Consider the following 20629-nt stretch of genomic DNA (forward strand, 5'->3'; position numbering starts at 1 on the left):
TATTCTGCAAACATCCCTTTATTCAAAGCGAATCCCTAACCCAAATCCATCTTGGCTAATCGCTATATGATAAATGTCCCAAAGCTTCTTCATTCCTTCAAAATGCTCTTGCCTTACGCAAAAGCTCACCGTGTTTCCGGATGATAGGTCGACACCACCCTGCATACCCGATCCCGGATATCCCGCTTATTCGCATAAGCGGCATCCATCAGGTCATGCAGCTGATCCAGGAATTCTTTGATGTCAAACGGAATCGGGCAGCCGATATGGATCAGATCATTTTCCGTCTTCTTCAGGCCTTCCTCCGCCATAAGCTTTTCTTCATACAGTTTTTCACCCGGTCGAAGTCCCGTATACTCGATCTTGATATCTACATCCGGCTTGAATCCGCTCTGTTTGATCAGGTTCCTTGCCAGAGTATCAATTTTCACCGGACTTCCCATATCAAGGACGAAGATTTCACCGCCCTTTGCGTAGGTGCCCGCCAGCATCACGAGGCTCACCGCCTCCGGGATAGTCATAAAGTAACGGATAATATCCGGATGGGTGACCGTCACCGGTCCTCCCTTTTCGATCTGTTTTTTGAAGATCGGAATCACCGATCCGTTGCTTCCAAGGACATTGCCAAAGCGCACCGCCACAAACTGGGTTTTTGCATTCCGGAACACTTCTCCGGTTCCCTCTTTATCCGCAAACTCAGAACCGTCATGGGTATAGAGCTGCGGAAGCTCCGCCGCCCGGTGATTCTGAACCATGTAGTCAAAACTCTGGATGATCATCTCGCAGAGACGCTTGCTGGCCCCCATGATATTGGTCGGATTCACCGCCTTATCGGTGGAGATCAGAACAAACCGCTCACAGCCATGGATCATCGCAGCATAGGCGGTCTTGTAGGTTCCGATGGCGTTATTCTTGATGGCTTCGCACGGGCTGTCTTCCATCAGCGGAACATGCTTATGGGCCGCCGCATGGTAGACAACCTGCGGATGATACTGCTCAAACACCTGAAAGACCTTACGGCTGTCCCGGACAGAACCGATGATGGTGACAAGATCGAGATCCGGATGTTTTTCCCGAAGTTCCAGCTGGATCTCGTAAGCGTTGTTCTCATAGATGTCAAAAATGATGAGCTGTTTCGGACCATGTCCCGCGATCTGGCGGCAGAGCTCGCTTCCGATGGAACCGCCGCCGCCGGTGACGAGAACCGTCTTGCCGGAGATAAACTCATAGACCTCCTTCATATCCGCCCGGATCGGAGCCCTTCCAAGAAGGTCTTCCACCGACACATCCTTGATGGCGCTGGCAGTGATCTCTCCTTTGACAAGCTGATACATACCCGGAAGCTGACGGAGTTTACAGTCCGTCTCGCTGCAGATATTCAGGATATCTCTCTTTGCCTGAAGGCTTGCGCTCGGGATCGCGAGGCAGATCTCATCAATTTTAAATTTTTCGACATTCGCCAAAATGTCATCGCGGCCACCGGCAACCGGAATCCCGTCCATCGTGCGATTCCACTTGTTCGGATTGTCATCGATGATGCAGACCACCCGCTCATTGCTGGTTTCCCGCGCATGGTTGATATCGCGGAGAATCTGCTGTCCGGCATTTCCGGCACCGATCAGCATGATCCGTTTGGTTGATTCCGTGGCTTTTTCTCTTCGTCCGCGCTCCAGAAGGATGAACCGGTAGCTGAACCGGACCCCCACAACAAAGAGGAACTGCAGCGCAGTTCCCCAGACATAGTACGAAAGCGGCATCCAGATTCCAAGCGCCAGCGTGACCACCATCTGAAGAAAAAAAGTGATCGCCGTCGCCGCGCTGATCCGGATCAGTTCCACGTAACTTGCAAATCGCCAGATGCTGTGATAAAGTCTCACACACCAGAAGACGATGATCGAGAGGACGGCATAGACAAGAATCGTCTTATAATAGGATGCAATGTACCGTTTGGGAATCAGTGAATATCTTCCGTCAAAACGCAGAAGCAACGCCACAAAAAAGGAGGCAGTAATCACTGCGATATCATAGATCATCAGCATGATCTCAATGATCTGCCAGTGTTTTAACTTCATACGTTCTTTCATGGTCTCATTCTTCCTTGTTCATCATTTATTCCGCAATTCGAGCTTTACAAACCCGGAATGTTTCGTATTCTGTTATGTCATCCGATACAGATTATCGGTTTCGTGCCGTTTTTTTGGTTTATGGATTGCTCCACCGCACATCGTCTTTTCTGCAGGACTGTATTTCAGCACTAACTGCCGGTACCGGCATAACCCGCGCAGATTCTCTTCAGATCAGCATCGCGCCCCATACGCGCTTTTCGAAATCCTCCAGCATAGCCAGTTCGGTCTCGACATCGCTCTTTTTGGATACATTCTTCTGTTCCACAAGCAGAACGCCATCCGCAGCCTGCACTTTCCGGATCGCATCCGGATCATCAGCGAGGTTACCGGCAACCTCCAGAGAAACATTCCGGTCATCTGCCATCATGGCTTCTCTCACCCGGTTCAGATCTTTCTCATCAATTCCTCCGACCAGGCAGATGTTCGCGCCTTCACAGCCTTCCGTCTTCACCATTCCTTCAAGGCGAACCGCTGCCGCCTCGCAGACGCGGCTCAGATCACGGTTCTTTGCAGATGCGCCGGAAAGTTTTTCCGTAAGTGAATCGATGAACGAGAACATTCTCTTCCGAACCGGCTCATAGTAACTGCCGAGAACACGAACACCGTACCGCTCCATCTCGTATTCGGTATGGATTCTTCCCTTTGCAACATAGCTTACACAGATCCATCCGGCAGCGCAAAGCACGCCCAGGATGCCTCCGATGATTCCAAACTTCAGCACGTTCCTGACGACGCTTCCCTTCGTGATCAGTGTTCCCTTCGGCGCGGCCAGGTCCGCCAGTTTTTTCTGGCGATCCGTCAGGCTGTTCTGAAGAGAAGTCAGATTATTGTTGAAGTCCGTATGTTTTTTCTTCAGATCCTCGTCAACAGTGTTGGTACTGGATTTTTCGATCAGTTTGATCGTGTGTTCCCCGACTCCGTTGGCGATCTGGTCTTCCTGATTGGATAGATGATCCCGGATCAGTTCCATCAGTTTTGACGCCATCTCCTTGTCTTTTCCGTATACGACGATAGAAAGGAGATTATTGTCGTAATCCGCGCTCACATTGATGAGTTCCTTCAGATTGCGGATGGTCATCTCATCATTCAGCTCCGAGGTTACATCTTTATACAGCTGACCATTCTGTGCGATGGCGAGGTAGGCACTGATGATGCTCTTCGTCTTATCCGGATTCTGATATGTCATCCCCGGCATGATCTGATAATCGGAGGAGATGTAAAATGTCGCCGTCTCGCGGTACGCGTCATAGGGATCGATATTCATCAGCACGGACGACTCCTGATATTCCTGATTGGTGTTGATCTCGTCCGTGATATTCTGGATCTGACGCCGCAGCGACTCGGCAGAAGAGTCATAGCTGGCTTTCTGTTTCAGATACTCCGCATTCTGCGATTCCAGATACGCCTTATTCCGAAGATTCTGAATACCGGTCACACCCTTGTATCCGCCCAGAACCGCGCCGGCGATCACGCCGGCTGCAAGCACGCATCTCCACCGGCGGGCGATGTGATAGGTCAGATTGACCGGATCGATCTCGACCTCCGCATTATGGTTTTGTATGCTTCTCATTCCCTGCTCGTTCATCCGTTCCTGTCTCCTCTTTCTGATATCCGGTTAATCTCCCGCACGTTTCGGGAAACTCCTGTCTTGATTGCATGCGCTCCGATTGTGGTATTCATCCTGCGCAGATAAACTCTGACTTGTAGTATAGCACAACGGCTCACGTTCGAATGAATTTTCGCGCTTTCTTATGTCCTTCTTAACAAATCGTTAAGAAACAAAGTTTCTTCACTATAACACAATCCGGCAGTTCTCTCAACGTATCACGATGATGTCCGCATGATGTTACCGCATGATGAATCTTCACAGCCATTTCCATCTCCGTATTTTTCAGGCTTCGATTTTTTCAAACTTCGATTTTTCAGACCCCGTGGTTTTCAACATTCCCTTTTCTCAATATAATATATAAAGTCATCGATTTTCTGTATATAGAGATCATCTTCCTGCAGGATCTCCCGGATTGCGCATTCACAAGCCTTGTCAAACTGCCGTGCGTCAAACGATCTGTAATACTCCCAGAGTCTATCCGGCAGGTCCTCTGTGGGTTCCGCACAGAATCCCACTCCAAGACGTTTTGTTTCATCCCCCTTATATCCGCCGCACTCCACAATCTGTGGAATGTGATAAACCAGACCATCGTAAAACCGGTTGGATACCGCATACTTCACTTCATTGACGACGCTGCTGCCGCCGTAGCAGTTATTCAGAAATGCGGCATTCCGGACCAGTTTTCTCTTATCCCGGTTATCGTACGGACCGGTAAACTGGACATTGGTGATTCCGTTTTCCCGGCAATATTCCTTATATCTGTCCAACTCTGCACCGGTTCCGTGATAGACCATAAGATAACGCGGATCATTCTTAAATACATCCAGGAACTTTTTCTGATAATCAAAGTATCTCACCGTGCCGTTCCAGACAATCGGATATGGTTTGGGCTGTCTCTCAAACAAAAAAGACTCCGTCATATCGTTGCGATTAAAATTGTGCGCAATCACATAATCATATTCCGGTAAAAAATCCAGAAAGCCCTTAGAAGATATGGCTGTAAAAAAACTGTCCCGGATAATTGTTTTCTCTGTCCTGTAAAAAGGCGCTATGTGCTCATAACTGTAATCCCGTATATCAAAAATATACTTCTTCCGATATCGTTTCGCCACATCCCACAGGAAAACGCCGCTGAGTGTGGACAGAAAAATGATCCCGTCCGGTCTGGAAACGGACAGCCGTTTCTTAACCCATCTGCGGAATCCCCAGAAATCCGCCAGTTTTCTCGCCTTTCCCAGGTTTTCCGCAGAGGGTCTGCCATAAAATTTATAATTTTCCGGCACATCCACCTTCAGGGAAGAGCGGTTCCAAAAGAGAACTTCGTATTCGGTCTGTGCTTCATTCAGCCGTTCGGTATATCTGTCCAGATACGGACAGTACCGGAGATCTCCGCAGAAAACCACACTTATCATTCTTACTTTTTCTCCATATCATCGGGTGTTTTCTTCATTCACCCCCAAAATTCAGGTCCGATGCTCACATCCCATACTTTTCGAAGTCCTCATCCGAAAGAAAGCAGCGCTTATTGCGTGATCTTTTCCAAATCTTCTAACTTCTCCACATAGCGTATCTTCTTGTAGCATCCCCACAGCATATTTCTTCCCGTATTTGCGAGTGCATGAATCGGATTTTCCTGTTCCTCTTCCCGAAACAGTTTATAATGCCAGCCAATTTTCGTCATAAATCCCCGGCTGCTGACACTTCCCAATCTTCCTCTGCGATACCGTGCAAGGCACTCTTCCAGCAAATGGCAGTCCTCTTTGCGGGATACCTTCAGCCACATGGCATAGTCATCATTTTTCAGCCTGTCTGCAACCTGAATCAGTCCGATTCTCTCTGCGTCGTACATGACTGTCAGGCATCCAGGCCAGCAATAATTATACATTCCTCTTTGGGTAATCCGTTTTGGTCCTTTCACCCTGACACCGGTTCGCTTCCCGGCGGCATCGATCTCCTCATATGCAGTGTAGGAAAAACGATACCGGTTCTTCTCCATAAAACGGATCTGCCGCTCCAGCTTCTCCGGCAGCCACAGATCATCCGAGTCGAGAAACGCGATCCATCTGCCCTTCGCTTCTCTCAGCGCACGGTTTCTGCTCGCTGCGCCGCCGCTGTTTTCCGCATTTTTTAAATACCGGATTCTCCGGTCTTCGATTCTTTCAACCACCGCATCCGTGTCATCCGAGGAACAGTCATCCACAATCAGAAGTTCCCAGTTTTCGTAGGTTTGAGAAAGAACGGACCGGATACTTTCCGCAATGTACTGACCGGTGTTGTACGACGGCATGATAACAGATACCAGATCGTTCATGGAATCACCTCTCCGCCTTCCCTCATTCTTCTACACATTCTCCTGCACATCCTCCCGCGGCTTTTTTCCTGCCCCGGGAATGTTGTGCTTTTTCCGTCTCATATTCTGCAATCAGTTTTTCAGAAGATACCAACCCTGAATAATATTGAGTCAGAGTTATCTTCCCTGCCTTCCACAATGCCGTTCCCAAATTCAGGGACGTGGCAGCCTCTCCGTCCGTAATACCATTCCGCCGGAACACGACGGCCACAGTCTCAAACAAGATCTTTGCATCATTCCAAAAACTGACCGATTCGATGTATCGCAGATCCCATTCCAGTTTTTCTTCCCAGGTAACCGCATTTCTTCCTCTGACCTGAGCGAGACCGGTGATTCCGGGCCTTGCGGTGTGACGCATACGCTGTTCATCTGTCATGAACAGCATGTCCCGCACCAGCTGCGGTCTCGGGCCGACAAGACTCATCGTGCCTTTCAGTACACAGAAGAGCTGAGGAAGTTCATCCAGACTTGTGCTACGCAGTACTTCCCCGATCTTTGTCAGTCTTTGCTCATCCGGAAGCAGATTTCCGTTTTCATCCCGTTCATCCGTCATCGATCGGAATTTATACATATCAAAAAGCGTTTCTCCGCTCTCCCCGATGATTCCCGGTCTCGGCTGGCAGAATAAAACAGGACTCCCCAGCTTCACACGGACAAGCAGGGCAATTAGTACATAAAGCCAGCAGAATACAACCATGAAAACCAGGGCAAACATAATATCCAGCAGACGTTTTACATACTTCTCATAGAAACCGATTTTTCTCTCAAGATGCATTGAAACCATTCCTTTTTTCTGTTCCATCCCCAATCCCGGATCCGCCTTTGTAAAGAGCGAATGGAATCTTTCGTCTGGCTTTTGTCCGTCTTGCGCTATCGCATCTCCCACGGTTCATATTTCCCGAATTCCAGAATATCCGCAATTCTCCTGCAGGCGTTTCCATCGCCATACGGATTGCAGGCATGGGACATCTTGTGATACGCCGCATCATCTTCCAGCAGTTCTTTGAAATTCTTATAGATGGTCTCCTCATCGGTGCCGACAAGTCTGAGTGTTCCGGCATCGACGCCCTCCGGGCGTTCGGTGGTATCCCGCATCACCAGAACCGGTTTCCCGTAGGACGGACATTCTTCCTGAATCCCGCCGGAATCCGTCAGACACAGATGGCATCTCGCCTCAAAATTATGGCAGTCAACTACTTCGATGGGTTCAATAATATGGATCTGATCGCAGCCGCCCAGCTCTTCCTCCGCCGCCTGTCTTACCACCGGATTCATGTGAATCGGATAGACAGCCTTGCACTCGGGGTGTTCATTCAGCACGCGGCGAATCGCCCGGAACATATGGTGCATCGGTTCGCCAAGGTTTTCCCGCCGGTGCGCGGTGATAAAAATCAGTTTCCCGTCGCCGACCCAGTCCAGCTCCGGATGCGTGTAATTATCCCGAACCGTGTGCTTCATCGCATCGATCACGGTATTGCCGGTGATGTACACCGTGTCCAGCTTCTTTCCCTCTTTGATCAAATGCCTGGCAGCCAGCCGCGTCGGGGCAAAATGATACCGGCTGACAATCCCGACCGCCTGACGATTGAATTCTTCCGGATAGGGCGAATAGATATCATACGTCCGCAGTCCTGCCTCCACATGACCTACCGGTATCTGAAGATAATAGCAGGCCAGCGCGGCGGCAAAGGTGGTCGACGTGTCACCGTGTACCAAGACCACATCCGGCTTTTCCTTTTCCAGCACCGCTTTTATTCCGTTCAAAATGTTAATCGTGATATCAAAGAGTGTCTGCCGGTCTTTCATGATGTTCAGATCGTAATCCGGCACAACCCCAAAGGTTTCCAGCACCTGATCCAGCATTTGCCGATGCTGCGCCGTGACACACACGACAACGTCCAGTCCCTTTCTCTTTTTCATCTCGTTGATCAGCGGGCAGATCTTGATTGCCTCCGGCCGGGTGCCGAATACCGTCATGATTTTCTTTTTCATATTACTTTTCCTTCTACGCATTGTTCGCGCTCAATCTTTCTGATCTGACCGGCAAGCAGAATTCCAAGAATCAGCTCGGATAACGCCGGCGCGGCACTTGCACCGGCTCCGTGAAACAGAAACGTGAGAATAAAAGTCAGCAACAGCGTGCAGACTACTCCGATCTGAAAGCACTTGCTGTACTCCCGGTCATAACCTCCACCCAGGAGGATCTGAATCCCCGTAAAATTATTGTTGATCGCAATGATAAGCCACAATAAAAGCGGATAAATCCAGTAATAATGCTCTGCATATTCCGCCCCGAACATCACACCGATCAATGGCCTTGCGATCAGTGCCACCATCAACGCCAGCGCAGCGAACACCGGCAAAATATATCTTCTTATCCTGAAAACAAATTCTTTTCCGGATACAAAATCTTCACTGACACGTCCGGAAGAGACCGGATACAACACCTGCGTGATCGGTGTCCAGGCAAGGATCATGATATTTGTTATCTTCTGGATCGCGGAAAACATTCCGACTTCAGAATACGGAGCAAACATTCCCAAAAATGTAATCCCGACAGCCGCAAAAACTTTTGCGCTTAACTGCGTGGAAAACACATAAAACCCATCCCTCAGTTCCTGCACCACATCATGAAGGGATACTTTGACAAACCGTATCCGGTATTTTACTGCAGATACGAGAAATCCCAGGATTCCGCTGAGCAGCGGCGAGCCTGCGTACAAGACGCAGTAAAGAACCAGATCACTCTTTCGGTGCACAAAAGAAAAAATGCAGATCACCGATATAGTCCTCGCGGCGATGTTCGTCAGAGAAATAAACTTCATATCCTGAAGTCCCTGAAAAAGCCAGTTTACCTGAAAGCAGCTTCCCAAAAGGCACGGCATCAAAACAGCCATGCAAACACACCGTTCGGCTTCCGCCCTGCAAATCCAGCAATAGATTCCCAGAAACATACTGCATCCGGCAAACAGTAATCCCTTTGAGATCCATACGGAGGTGAACAGTCTGTTCAGCAGCTTACCATCACCGGGTTCAAACACACTTTTGGGTTTTCGCTCCTTATCGCAGCAATGGCCGGGCTCCTTTGCATCCGCAGGCTTCGTCCCGCTACCTGCGCAGATCAGGGTTGTTTTTCTGGTTGCAGACATGCCGAATCCATATTCAACCACCACCTGCAGATAGAGGATCATATTCAGTGCAACCGAAAAAACGCCGTAGCCTTCCTTCCCTAAAATTCTGGTAATATAGGGAAGTGTAAACAGCGGCACGACGGCATCGAAAAACTGCAGAAAATACATCCATATTCCGTTTTTTGCTGATTTTCTTCCCAAAATTTCAATCATTCGTTGAAACGTCCAATGTGAATGCATCTCTTTATTTTACGTCTCACTCCCGTGTTTTCTGCCGACGGCAACCGTTTTCCAACGCATCTTTCACCATCCCGTTGCAATACCATCAGGCTTGCAGAATATCCGCAACAGCCGCCTTAAAATCTACGCTGTTATAATATTCCATGCAATTTCGCTTCATCTCATCGTAATGTTCCTCAATCGCCCGGATAGTATCACAGATATCTTTTGCGTTGTGACGCCGGCTGCATTTTCCGATCCCATACTTCTCAAACGGATAGGAAAGCCCCGGAATATCATTTCCAATCATGGGAATCTGACAGTAAGCATATTCAAACAATTTATTCGGAGCACAGTACAGCGCATTCAGTTCCTGAGATTTCTGCGGATAATATGTGAGAACTCCAATATGTGCATACTTCGTAATTTCCAGATGACAGGGTGCTGAAATGTATCCCAGATAGACAATGCCAGGGTGGTCCCTGCATAGACGCTGCCGTTCTGCATTGTCCCTTCCCATAATGCATAGCACGTACTCATCGCCAAGCTGTTCGATTGCTTCTGCCAAGACATTCAGATTTCGTTCTGCCCAGAATACTCCCTGATACAGTACAATCTTTTTCTTTTGAAAACGGACGAAGTCAATCTTCTCTTGGACTTCGGATGATATCTTTTCCGGTAATATCCTGTCCGCTGCCGAGTTATGAGGGAAATATGGCTTGTTCGGCAGAACGGTGGGAGTTTCTTCCAGATTCCACCATGCTTTGACGATATGCGCCCGATTGTATTCCGGCACGACAACCTTCCACGATCTCCTCGCGCATTCGCCGATCGTCCCCCTGATACTGTCTCCAAGATACAATCGTTTCAGATTATACCACTCGCTGTTCTCCTGCAGTTCCATCAGCTGCATGACATGCCGGGAAGATGCGGAAAACGCCTTCCGGAAGAGAATACCGGTCCAAAAAGTGGTACTCCAGGTAAGATCCGCTTCGGAAACCGCCGCTTCAATCCACTGCCGTAATCGAAAGGGTTTCACAACATGGTTGATTATGCCCGTTTTCTCGTGATACCGTCCAAAATCAATCAGCCGGATATCCTTCGATTTGCCCAGTTCCAGAATATACCCATTCCTGTCGCAGCAGCCAACCGTAACTTTATGGCCGAGTTCAAGCACGGCATTGATTAAACTTTTCACCGGCGGAAAGTCATCCACATCTCCATAGTGAACAATCAAGACTTTCATTTCTCAACCTGCTTCATCCTTTTTTCTTTGCCGCATCTTTTCTTTCCCGCATCCGTCTGCCCTCCCCCAGTACAATCTTCTTCCGGCGTTTGTACTGGGGATTTTGACTTTTTCAGTGCGTCTTTCTGCCCGTCCTCAATCCCTTGCGTGCTCTCCGGAATAAAGAGGATCTTCAGCGTATAGAAGATCAGCTGCAGATCAAAGAGGATCGAACGTTCCCGGATATAGATCAAATCCATCCGGAGCTTATCCTGCGGCGTGGTGTTATATCTGCCGTACACCTGCGCGTATCCGGTAAGGCCGGCCTTCACCTTCAGTCTCAGCCGGAATTCCGGAAGCTCTTTTTCATATTCTTCCGCGATCTCCGGGCGTTCCGGACGCGGTCCGACGATGGACATGTCGCCGCGCAGGATATTGATCAGCTGCGGCAGTTCATCGATCCGGCAGGCACGGATCACTTTTCCCACCGGCGTGATCCGGTCATCGTGCTCCGACGCGAGTCTTGCGCCGTTCTTCTCCGCATCCACTCTCATGCTGCGAAACTTCAGGATGGAAAAGACTCTTCCGCCGGTGGTCATCCGCCGCTGCCGGTAAAAGACAGGTCCGCCGTCGCCCAGTTTGATCGCACAGGCGGTAAGTAACAGCACCGGAGACAGGATCACCAGTCCGCACACCGAGAGAATAATATCCGCAGCGCGCTTCACCATCGGATAATACCATGCCACCGGATTGCGCTTATTGCGAAGGAAGGGAGTATCAAAGGAATGGGAAATGTCGCTTCGAAACAGGAGAAGATCATTCAGCGACATCGAGAGATGGATGTCTTTTCCATTCTCATCGCAATAAAGCATCAATCGATTCTGCAATTCCCGTCCCACGTTGATCAGATAGACATCCTCGCAATCCGCAAGGCAATCCAGAATCCTGTCCGGTCCTTCCTGTTCGCTCAGACACGCCGTGATCCGGTACCGTCTCTTCTCGCCAAGCTTCGGCAGAAAGTATTTATACTCTTCATTTCCGTACACGATCATGATCTTTCTCGGTTCATCGTAGCGCGCATAGAGCCGGTTCATCACAAAGATCAGGAATCCGGCACCGAGAAACTGGATCAGCACGCCGAACAGAAAGATGCTGATCCGGATTCTGGAAAAATTGTGGAACCAGAAGAAGGCAGCCACAAAGAGGAACGTGTCCGCGATGACAAAGGAAAGCATCTGCGAAAAGAGCAGTTCCGCCAGCCGGTAGAGTCCGATCTTGTGGGCGTCATACATCCGGGCAAAAAAGGTGTAGACTACGGTATAGAGAACGCCTACCGCAAGCAGTGTCCGGACGCCAAAATATCCCTTCTCCCATCCCGGCGCGACATTCCAATACCAAAGCGCGACAGCGGTAAAGAATGCAATCATACTGCTGATCAGCACATATACTCTTTTCACATTTTGTTTTGCCTGTTCCTTACTCACGTTTCTTTCCCTCGTTGCAGTTTCTTCCCGTAATCAGCCTTCACAGCAGCCAATGGGGTATATTTAACTTATCTGCTTTACTTTACTTCGATTTCTCCAACCACTTTGCCCGACGGATTCTTCAGCGTCTTTTTGATCAGTTTTCCGGCACTGTCATACGTATACACTATGGTTGAATACTTCTTCGACAGCAGAAGCGGTTTTTCATCAATGTCATAATAGCTGTCGGATATTTTTTGATTCTTGTTATTGTACTTCCTCTTCACCGACGAGACACCGGAAGAAGCAGCGATTTTCTCATCGTTTGTTCCAAAGTACTCTTCGTATACCGGATTTCCATTGCCGTCTCTTTCGTATTCGATCGCGGAGATACCGTTCTTTAACTTGGTGCGGTTTCCTTCGGTATCATAATACTCCGTTCGAAGAATCCGCCCCTTGTCATCGTAGCGGTAATGGATTTCCGAATAGAGCTCCGGCCTGAGAATCGGCTCATCTTCTGTTCCGTAATACCGTATCACCGTTCTCTGGTTTTTCTCATTATATTCGCAGGCTTCACTTGCATATCCGGCTTCGAGAAGGACTTTGTTCTCATCCCGATCATAGTAAGTGCGACGGATCCAGCGTTTCTTGTCATCATACTGATAACGCATCATTGCATATCCATCGGTCCGGTTCACAAGATTTCCCTGTGCATCACAATACCGGTATTCAATCCGGTTGCCCTTACTGTCATATTGATACGATATGGAGGAATACCCTTTTTCCAGAGTTGCAGGCTCGCCGTTTGCATCAAAGCAAGCCTCCTTCGTCACTCTCATCTTTGAGTCGTATTCATAGCGTACTTCCGCATACCCGTCAGTTGTCATGACCGGCTGATTCTTCGCATCCAGATATCGGATCTCCGTCACTTTATCCGCCGGATTATAACTGCATTCTCTGGCTGCATATCCTTTGGAAGTCAATGTCGGAGTTCCGGTCTTATCGTAATACGCCTCATAGATCGGCTGCTGATGCACATTATACTTGGAAAGTGTGATCTGAAGCGGAGTCTGCTGAACGCTGACTTTATCTGCCTCGACATCATAATCCGTTTCCGGCTTCACAAGATACTCATATTTCTCGGTAACGGTTTTGGTTGTCAGTACGATTTCGATCTTTGCGTTTCCCGCTTCATCAAAATCGCCTTTTGTGACGTCAACCGTCCGGTCAATCGTTTTGCCGTCACCATGAGTGATCTGTGCCCGGCAGACGACAGTATCCTTATCCGTATTCTCTATTCCTGGCAAGTCGCTCTTTAATTCAAAAGTAACAGTATACCGTCCGGTCTGAAGAAGATCGCCGGATTGAGCCGAGTACACAATGCCGTTCTCTCCCTTTTTCAGCGAATCATCCGCCACATTCTCCTGATCATTTAACTCATCGGTCAGCGGAATCGGATTAAACTCATACTCCCTCGCCAATGCATAATACCGATAAAAAGTGTATCCCTCTCCGGTCAGTTTCGTGATGACGTTTTCATCATTCGAATACAGAATGGAGTCCTCGGATATTTTTGTAACCTGATATCCTTCCTGGAATAACGGCGTCAGTTCTTTTCCCATCGGTTCCAGAATGCTTGCATTTCTGCAGAAACGATATCCGTTTCCTTTGGCCGCGGAACCGGACATTCCAGGAATCGCACGCCGATACAGCACCGGCAGTACATCCGAGTAAACCTTCCCGTCTGACACCTCAAGGACTTTCTTCATCGGCTCCAGTTCATCCGCGATCAGGGTTGCCTTGGAATCCAGAAGATGGTTCACCGAGACGCCAATGACAAGGCAAACGCTTGTGCACGAAACAATGCAGGATACGATCAGAAGGTTCTTTTTCTTCGAATTCGGATTTCGATCCGGTTTCCGGTTCTGATCTTGGTGTTGGTTCCGGATCATGTTCTGATTCAGGCTTGGACTCCCAATTCTATTCTGGTTCTGATTCTCATTCATATCCGGATTCTGATTCGCCATCGGTTCTGCTTCATCTTTTCTCATAAGAGCAGACACATTCGCAAAAAGAAGCTGCGCTGCTGTGATAAACACGAAATACATAAGAAGCATCAGCGTTTCCCGGATCAGTTCGATATCCCGAAGCCAGATTGCGGTCGCAGTATCAACATAGGAGTACAGGATCGGATAGAACAGCGCGTAACAGACATTGCATACGGTAACATACAGAATTCCCGGAAAATTTCCGGAAATTCTGTGCGATCCGGCATTCAACGTCCGATTTGCAGTATCCGTTGAATTATGTTCCTCCATCGGCAGTGTATTTTCGGTATCTTCCGAAGCTGCAGAACCCGCATCCCAGACAAAATGATACCACGAAGCGCACGCGATCAGCGAAATTACGGCATAAAAAACACGAAGCGCGGACTGACCGATCGTAAGCTGGAATGTGTACAGAAGTTTGAAACACTCATTCCAGACGTCTGTACCATAAAATACCAGAACGACAGCGGCAATCCCCAAAGCCAGCGGCCGCTTCCATCCGGTATTCCGGAATTCCGCTCTGAGATTTTTCCAAAAAGATCCTTCGTTTGCTCCATACGCTGCGATCGGTTCGCTGTTTACGATGCGGAGCTGCAGCCCCTTTGTTATGATATGGTCTGTGACTTTGTGTTTTTTGGGAACGGACGCACTCCAGCCCTCAGCAACAGCATCCCTCTCGTCTTCTTCGGTCGAAATCCCTGCATTCTTACGGATTCTCCCTGCCTCCAGAAGAGAATATCCGAACGCCAGCATCAGGATCAGCAGGAAACGATAATGAAAGATCGTGACCGTATACAGATACAGCGGCCCCAATACCCAAACGGCGATATTCCGGTTTTCTTTACTGCGCAGCTGAAGAAGACACAGCACAAACGGAATCATGCACAGAAGACCGAGTACAATGCCTCCCTGTCCCAAAACGACAGAGATGGTATTGCTCAGTCCGGCGTCGCCCTTTGCATTGTCCTCAAAAAATGAGAGGATATAATCATCGTTCAGATATCCGCCGCCCAAAAACGGCTTATGCCAAAAGGACTTCATGGCATAGACGTAGTCGGTAAAATGTTTATTCTTCTGAATGAATTCGATCACATTTCCATAACTTCTCTGTCCGGCTTTATACCTCACAAAATATCCGGCTCCCGCTGCGATCACCGCGGCAACCGGTATCAGGGATAACTTCCATTCCTTTTTGCTGCACATCGACAGAAATTTTAATCCCCAGGCGATCACCAGCATAAGAAGGCCATTGGTGGACTGGACGGTAAAGATCGTCACACTGAGGAGGATTTGCTTCCAAAATCTCCATTTGTCCGTCTCCGGGCACAAAAAGAGTACGGTAAATAATGCCGTCCCCAGCGGAATCAGAAACATCAGCGGCTCGGAAAACGGACCAAAATCCCGCAAATTCTGAAGTTTAAAAGACTGGGCCATTGCCCCCGGTTTCAAAAAGCAGAAATTGAGGCAGTTGACCAGGGAAGAAATGTTTCCGCGATTATACCAGTGCAGATAGGTCTGCTCTGAATATACTTCATTCACATGGAATGTCGAGGTATAGTAGACAATCAGATTCAGAAATGCGATCACAGACATGACATTTGCAAACCGGTTCAGCAGTCTTGCGGCATGACCTTCTTTTCTGTCCAGAAAAAGAACCGATGCCAGAACCGGCAGCACGATGATAAATTTTGCCGCATAATCTGCAATGCTCTTGATACTCCCAGTACGAACAACGCCGAACAGAAAGTAAAACATCACATATCCTTCCAACAGAATCAAAACCGGAAGAAATTCTCTTTTGAACGCTTTTCGGATTTCCGGATTCATCAGTTTGATCGTCAGAAGACAGAATGCAGCTCCGCCGATCACCATGGCGAAGATGTATGTCATGTTGATGCTGCTCTCCTCACAGGTCACAAGCCGAAGCAAAGAATTACACTCCAGAATGATCGCCGTAACCAGAACATAGCCGAGAAAGTTTTCTGCCTTGTCTTTTAAATTCCCGATTTCCAACACTTTCGTTACCTCGTATTTCTACTTTCTCATCCTCAGTGCCATTGCCGCCGGATAATACAGCCAATATCCGCTTGCTCGGAGCATCGCCACCGCTTTGTTCCGGTTGCTGTGATAGATCCCCGAATAGTTCTTCTTCAATTCCTGCTCCATTGTCATCAGTTCGCGCCTTGTCGCCGGAGCGATCCGGTCCCACAGAAGGATCTTGATTCGGCTGGCATACACTCTGGCAATCAGATGCTCGATGTATGTTTTCTTTGCATCCGTCATTTCTTTTTTTGTGAGAGCATTTTTGTAGAATTCGTATAATGACTGGAGTACTCCGTCGTATTGAACCTTATTCTTCGTCATCTGCTGCGGGCTCATGCTCTGACCTTCCCGGCTGATGAAATACCGGTACAGATGATCGTTCAGGAAAACCACTGTTTTCACATACGGGATGGGGTACAGGATGTACTCCGTATCCACATAGTAGCGATGCTCGTCGATCCGGATATTTTTTTCCTTTAAAATATCCGTGCGGATCGTCATGGAATGCATCTTGATATAAGCTTTCTCCGCGATCTCATCGAAAGAATAAATGTGTCCGTATTCCACTCCCTCAAACGGCTTATCAAATTCTTCTTTTTTCGGAGCATCTTCGCTCTGTCCGTAAACCCAGTAGTAACCGCCCGCAATGATATCCGGGAGCGATTCTGCTATGTCATTTTCTCTGGCTATATCCGTGTCGTTATCCGGGTTATTGTCCGTTTTTTTTGTAATATCTTCTGAAACAAACTCTGGATTGTTGCTCCTGGGCGCTTCACAAAGATGTTTCCTGCACTTCTCTCTGATAAAGCAGATCAGATTCTTTAAATCTTCCGCATCCACCCAATCGTCTGCATCGATCACCTTAAAATACATGCCGGTGGCATACCGGATCCCGGTGTTGATTCCGGAGCCGTGGCCTCCGTTTTCCTTATGTACCGGCACAACCGTCCCCGGGAACTTTTCCGCGTATTCATCTGCGATCTGCGCAGTTAAATCGGTGGAGCCGTCATCGACTACAATAATTTCCAGTTCTCCCAGCACCTCTTCGAGACACAACGAGTCAAGATTGTGTCTCAGATATTTTTCTGCGTTGTAAGAAGGTACCACAACGGTCAGTAGTTTATTCATTTTCTGTGTTTCCTTTGTTGTAATGTTTAATCTGCAAATTCGCCTGTATTGGATGTCTGTCTTTTCTTCAACTTGACCTCGATGATGAAGGATTGTGTTCCCTTCCATCCCTCTCGCATCGGAACAATCAATCTTCTCAAAATGATTCGTCAACCTTCATCTTTTCCATATCCTGCGCAATCGGTCCGCAACCATCCGGCAGTTTTCCAGGAAGTACTCGTCTCTCGTCAAAAGCAGCCCACCGACGTACACTGCTGTTCCGGTGACAATCATGCAGACGGTATGAAGCAGCGATCCCGACAGACACCGGCTCATCATCCGCAGCGTTCCAAGCATCATCACCCCCGCCAGAATGTATTTCTGTCCGGACCGGAAGATGCTTTTCAGGTCAATCTCATTTCGGACATACCACAGCTGAAGGGCCGTGATCACCGTCTCCGCGGCAACCGATGCCAATGCCGCGCCGACAGAGAAGAATCGCGGAATAAGAATAAGATTCAGGCAGAAGTTCACAACTGCTCCGGAGGCAACAGTCCCGGTGAGAATGTTCTGCCGTTTGGTCGGAATCAGATATTGGATACCGGTGACGTTGCTCATGCCGATAACCACCGCCAGAACCGGCAGGATTTTCAAAAGAATCTTCACTTTGTCATAACCGTTTCCGAAAAACCATGGAACCATGTTGTCCGACACGCCGATCAGCCCAAACGCCATCGGAATGCCGACAAGCCAGACAAAGCGGTACGCTTTCAGCATATACTCCCGGACTTTTTCCCGGTCGTCCTTCGCAAAATAATACCCGATCCGCGGCGCCATCACCGTGCCGATCGCGCAGACGATGATCTGCAACGCACGCACGACCTTCATGGCCTGCTCGTAGCATCCGTTTTCATAGGATGTCTCCGTAAAAAGCCCCAACATGGTCTTATCAAAAATAGTGTAGATCTGTATCGCGATCGTCGGCACAAACAGCGACAGAATCGCATAAACGTTCTCGAACGGCCGAATCGCCGATAAATTCGGTCTTGTAACATATCCGCCGACATGCCGCCATAAAGACACATTGCCCAGAAGATTCAGTCCGACCATGCCGATCGCATACAGAAGAAGGTCTTTTTCTGTCTTTACAACTGCAAAGGTATAAATGATGCTGATCAGCTTAAATACAACATTTCGCCCCGCGATTTTGCCAAATTCTTCCATTCCCTGAAAAAACCAGGTGACATCGCAGGCGACGTTGAGAATGTTGATCGCAAGGATGACAAATAAAATTTTGTCGTGCAGTACGACAAGATAGACCGCAAGCATCAGCGCCGTCGTCAATAGTCGAAGCGCCAGCGTGTTGTAAAACACCCTGCTTCGTTCATTTTCATTATCCTGGACGTAGGAAATCTCCCGCTGGGCATAGGTCGCGGTTCCCAAAATCGCAAAAAGGACGAAATAGGACGTGATTGACTCGGAATAAGAATACTCACCGACACCTTCCGTGGTGAGAACCCTCGACGTGTATGGCGTCGTGATCAGCGGAGCCAGTATATTCATCAGCTGATTGCTGACGTTTAGTATGTAATTTTTTTTAATACTTCCTCTCGCCATTTTCCTGTACCGTCATGTTTTACAAAATACGAAGTACTCTCTGTGCAAAGAGTAATTTCTATCCATTTCGAGTGCCTGTCGCATTGTGCTTCGTACATTCCACATGCATAATGAATTAAATCTTCCCATTGTCAATTTCAAACGCACCGGTTCACACACAAGCTCAAGCCCATAAGATCAATGTATATGTCAGATGTTCACTTTCATTTTTATCAGGACACCTACGTTCCGACACCTACGTCCCCTACTATCGCACACTTCTTTTATTATTTGAGTTACTCTTTTCTTAAAAAAATCCGAAAAATAAGCTTCCTCATCCGGTTGGGAACAATGGATACAATCACTCGCTGCAATGCGGATTTCACGAACACTGCATTGCCGATAAATCCAATATCTCTCATGTATCGGAAAAGGCGAATCTGACTTTTAGCATATTTCCAACCGGACCGGCGCTTATACATCCCGGAACCGGCACGCATCCACAGCAGCGGCTCAGGAATATTGTATCCGACGCACCCCATCTGCAGCATCCGGATCCAGAGATAATAGTCCTCCAAAAGGTAAAAGTCTCGATATCCTCCCGCCTGCTCAACCGCGCTCTTTTTGTACATCACGCAGGGATGATTGAACGGATTTCTCCGTCCGGCAAACTCCCGGATTGCCGCATTTTTCTCCGGAAGGATACGCCGCGCACTGATCTTCTGTATCGTTTCTGAAAACTCTTCCACCGTTCCGGAGCAGATACTTACGTCCGGATGATTCTCAAACACTCGTAGCTGCTTTTCGCAGCGGTCTTTTCTGCTGATATCGTCGCTGTCCATTCTCGCGACCAGATTATTTCTGCATTTTTTCAGTCCATGATCGAGCGCCCGGCCGAGGCCAAGGTTTTTGCTGAGTCGAACAACATTCAGTTCCCTGTGCTGCTCCGACATTTCTGCAATCACCTCATCCAGATCTTTCGTCAGCGGCCCGTCGCAGACAAGTACAAAATCATCTGTCGCGGCTGTCTGGTTCCATATACTGTCCATGGCCGTCCGAAGATTGTCCGGCTTTTCTTTATAGTAAACGCTCATGAGGACGGAATATTTTAAACTCATACGCCACACCTACCCCAACCGTCTGTTATCACCCAAAACTATCAAAAACCACTCAGCTCTGAAAAAAACGGGCAAACCGTATGAAGCCCGCCGAAACTATCTGTTTGCCAGTCTGAGTAAAAAAAGTCCGAATATTCAAACCCAACACTCTCAATTCTAACCTAAATCAGTGTTTTTTTCCATGTGAATCGAGCACAGACAGCAACCGGATGATCTGTCTTTTTCAGTCAGCGCCCTCCCTTCGTTTTAAAAAATGGGCCTTGACCTTGATATTTGATTCATTTCGCATTTTTATAGTTTATTATTTCTGCGAAACAGAAAGCCATCTGGCATTTGCACTTGTTAAATTCATCGCCTCTCTGTATCCGCTTCGCTTATGAACATCTATATTCTGTTCTGTGTTTTTTACCTTTGTTCTTTTGTGCGTTTTGAGAAAAAGCATTTACAAAAACACAAAGGAAAAAGGAGTGTGCATTAAATGAGAAAGCAGACTAAATATGTTGCAGTTCTTTCTGCAGCAGCTCTTCTTGCTATGGGCGCATCTATGACATCCTTCGCCGCTGGTTGGGAGAAGGACGAGGCAGGTGCATGGCA

Annotated in this window: 13 protein-coding genes; all 13 read right to left on the reverse strand. The window is 48.2% G+C overall.

Annotated elements, in window-relative coordinates; all coding sequences use genetic code 11:
• Positions 1 to 125 precede the first annotated feature (125 nt).
• Complete coding sequence (locus BMW41_RS08180; RefSeq protein WP_074649674.1) at positions 126 to 2084, reverse strand: polysaccharide biosynthesis protein; 1959 nt, start codon at positions 2082 to 2084, stop codon at positions 126 to 128.
• A 208-nt stretch (positions 2085 to 2292) separates the two neighbouring features.
• Positions 2293 to 3711 (reverse strand): YveK family protein, encoded by a 1419-nt coding sequence (locus BMW41_RS08185; RefSeq protein ID WP_074649675.1) that lies wholly within the window; start codon positions 3709 to 3711, stop codon positions 2293 to 2295.
• 353 nt (positions 3712 to 4064) lie between these two features.
• Positions 4065 to 5147 carry a glycosyltransferase family protein gene (locus BMW41_RS08190; RefSeq protein WP_074649676.1) on the reverse strand — a complete coding sequence of 361 codons (1083 nt, stop codon included), beginning with the start codon at positions 5145 to 5147 and terminating at the stop codon, positions 4065 to 4067.
• A gap of 110 nt (positions 5148 to 5257) precedes the next feature.
• Complete coding sequence (locus tag BMW41_RS08195) at positions 5258 to 6046, reverse strand: glycosyltransferase family 2 protein (RefSeq protein WP_074649677.1); 789 nt, start codon at positions 6044 to 6046, stop codon at positions 5258 to 5260.
• Between the two features lie 22 nt (positions 6047 to 6068).
• On the reverse strand, positions 6069 to 6887 hold the full coding sequence (locus tag BMW41_RS08200; protein ID WP_074649678.1) for a sugar transferase: 819 nt from the start codon (positions 6885 to 6887) through the stop codon (positions 6069 to 6071).
• A 68-nt stretch (positions 6888 to 6955) separates the two neighbouring features.
• The gene (gene wecB, locus BMW41_RS08205; protein ID WP_074649679.1) at positions 6956 to 8077 is read right to left on the reverse strand and encodes a non-hydrolyzing UDP-N-acetylglucosamine 2-epimerase; all 1122 of its coding nucleotides are present in this window, start codon (positions 8075 to 8077) and stop codon (positions 6956 to 6958) included.
• The gene (locus tag BMW41_RS08210) at positions 8074 to 9456 is read right to left on the reverse strand and encodes an oligosaccharide flippase family protein (protein WP_083378841.1); all 1383 of its coding nucleotides are present in this window, start codon (positions 9454 to 9456) and stop codon (positions 8074 to 8076) included. Before BMW41_RS08210 ends, wecB begins: the two co-directional genes overlap by 4 nt.
• Before the next feature lie 85 nt (positions 9457 to 9541).
• Positions 9542 to 10681 (reverse strand): glycosyltransferase, encoded by a 1140-nt coding sequence (locus BMW41_RS14145; protein WP_083378842.1) that lies wholly within the window; start codon positions 10679 to 10681, stop codon positions 9542 to 9544.
• Positions 10678 to 12117, reverse strand: a complete 1440-nt coding sequence (locus BMW41_RS08220; protein WP_207646876.1) for a sugar transferase — start codon at positions 12115 to 12117, stop codon at positions 10678 to 10680. Before BMW41_RS08220 ends, BMW41_RS14145 begins: the two co-directional genes overlap by 4 nt.
• Before the next feature lie 104 nt (positions 12118 to 12221).
• Positions 12222 to 16184 (reverse strand): RHS repeat domain-containing protein, encoded by a 3963-nt coding sequence (locus BMW41_RS08225; protein ID WP_074649682.1) that lies wholly within the window; start codon positions 16182 to 16184, stop codon positions 12222 to 12224.
• Between the two features lie 21 nt (positions 16185 to 16205).
• The gene (locus BMW41_RS08230) at positions 16206 to 17342 is read right to left on the reverse strand and encodes a glycosyltransferase family 2 protein (protein ID WP_074649683.1); all 1137 of its coding nucleotides are present in this window, start codon (positions 17340 to 17342) and stop codon (positions 16206 to 16208) included.
• Positions 17343 to 17498: 156 nt separating this feature from the next.
• Positions 17499 to 18938, reverse strand: coding sequence for a flippase (locus BMW41_RS08235; protein ID WP_074649684.1), 1440 nt, complete (start codon positions 18936 to 18938; stop codon positions 17499 to 17501).
• Between the two features lie 275 nt (positions 18939 to 19213).
• On the reverse strand, positions 19214 to 20035 hold the full coding sequence (locus BMW41_RS08240; protein WP_074649685.1) for a glycosyltransferase: 822 nt from the start codon (positions 20033 to 20035) through the stop codon (positions 19214 to 19216).
• Positions 20036 to 20629: the final 594 nt, after the last annotated feature.

Source organism: [Clostridium] aminophilum (assembly GCF_900101295.1).
GTDB classification, from domain to species: Bacteria; Bacillota; Clostridia; order Lachnospirales; family Lachnospiraceae; genus Clostridium_R; species Clostridium_R aminophilum_A.

Coding starts and splice junctions, on each gene's coding strand:
- BMW41_RS08180 (WP_074649674.1), bottom strand. CDS start 2,084: ATGAAAGAACGTATGAAGTTAAAACACTGGCAGATCATTGAGATCATG.
- BMW41_RS08185 (WP_074649675.1), bottom strand. CDS start 3,711: ATGAACGAGCAGGGAATGAGAAGCATACAAAACCATAATGCGGAGGTC.
- BMW41_RS08190 (WP_074649676.1), bottom strand. CDS start 5,147: ATGATAAGTGTGGTTTTCTGCGGAGATCTCCGGTACTGTCCGTATCTG.
- BMW41_RS08195 (WP_074649677.1), bottom strand. CDS start 6,046: ATGAACGATCTGGTATCTGTTATCATGCCGTCGTACAACACCGGTCAG.
- BMW41_RS08200 (WP_074649678.1), bottom strand. CDS start 6,887: ATGGAACAGAAAAAAGGAATGGTTTCAATGCATCTTGAGAGAAAAATC.
- wecB (WP_074649679.1), bottom strand. CDS start 8,077: ATGAAAAAGAAAATCATGACGGTATTCGGCACCCGGCCGGAGGCAATC.
- BMW41_RS08210 (WP_083378841.1), bottom strand. CDS start 9,456: ATGCATTCACATTGGACGTTTCAACGAATGATTGAAATTTTGGGAAGA.
- BMW41_RS14145 (WP_083378842.1), bottom strand. CDS start 10,681: ATGAAAGTCTTGATTGTTCACTATGGAGATGTGGATGACTTTCCGCCG.
- BMW41_RS08230 (WP_074649683.1), bottom strand. CDS start 17,342: ATGAATAAACTACTGACCGTTGTGGTACCTTCTTACAACGCAGAAAAA.
- BMW41_RS08235 (WP_074649684.1), bottom strand. CDS start 18,938: ATGGCGAGAGGAAGTATTAAAAAAAATTACATACTAAACGTCAGCAAT.
- BMW41_RS08240 (WP_074649685.1), bottom strand. CDS start 20,035: ATGAGTTTAAAATATTCCGTCCTCATGAGCGTTTACTATAAAGAAAAG.